This is a genomic window from Sphaerisporangium sp. NPDC049002, from assembly GCF_040649355.1.
GTDB lineage: Bacteria > Actinomycetota > Actinomycetes > Streptosporangiales > Streptosporangiaceae > Sphaerisporangium.
Map to the genome: position 1 here is coordinate 1 of NZ_JBEZFH010000477.1, position 1,036 is coordinate 1,036.

Annotated in this window: 1 protein-coding gene; it reads right to left on the reverse strand. The window is 63.8% G+C overall.

The window, feature by feature from the left end; genetic code table 11:
• Positions 1-274: 274 nt before the first annotated feature.
• Positions 275-1,036 (reverse strand): hypothetical protein (locus AB0B89_RS36635; RefSeq protein ID WP_358562446.1); only part of this gene is annotated, 762 nt, incomplete at its 5' end.

Genomic DNA, 1,036 nt, shown 5'->3' on the forward strand with positions numbered 1-1,036 from the left:
CCCGTGGAGACTCTGGCATTTGCCTCCGAGGTGCGGAAGGCGGTGAGCCGACTCGAAGTTGTGGCGCAGGGTTACCGAGTACATGCCCGCACCGTACGGCGACGCGGGGTTAAGGTCGCGGACTACCTCGCCCAGGTGCTTGCCGTGGGGCGTAGGGAAATTTACTGTGCGCGTCTGATCGTTCACTGCAGGATGGGAGCCGGTGTGCGGCTCGACGTCACACCGCAGCGTTACTGCGAGGCGCGCACCAGTTCCCCTCTCCTCTGTCCTCATTTCAGAACATGGTGAGTTGACGTTCAGGGCGATGCGCCTGGCGCATCCGGGTGCAGACGCGGTGGTACCAGGCCAAGGCGTAGTCGGCGCAGTTGGCGCAGTTTTTGTGGCGCTCGGCGTGGCCTGGCAGAGGAGCTGCGTAGCGCGCCCCCTGGGACCACGCCAGCGAGTCGGCCGATATCAACTCTTCCCCGTAGAGGGCGAGGCCGTCGGTCTTGACGCCGAACCCGTGCAAGGAGAGACCTAGGTCGAAGAACATGTAGACGATGTCGGCGATCTCGTCGGTCGCCTGGCGGCGGCAGACCGAGCCGAGGCCGACGATGCGCTGTGCTTTAAGGTCGATGCCAGCGTCGAGGTACATCTGGTAGCACCGGCGATATTGCCGCTTGGACCAGCCCTGGATGACGGGTATCAGCCTGTCGGCGAGTTCTGGGTCCACTTCCATGAACAACTTGTAGAGCAGGATGTAGTTCTCGACCGTCCACTGCAGGTGCTTGCCTACTGCGTCGTCGAACGGCTCATCCGGGCCCTCCAGGGGGGCACCTCGCGCCGCCCGGGTTCCATGGCAGTAGAGCGGGTTCTTGCGTGGTAGGTGCTGGTTGCGGCCGGCGATGACCCAGGGCTCGCACATCCAGTCCATGGGGGCGATGAAATCCGGCATTCCGATCTCGGAGGCGTACCAGCGCACCCGGCGCACGTATTCCTCAGGTGTGAACGTCCACTTGCCGTTCTGCCTGATCTGGCTGAATCCGCCGGAGTCCAG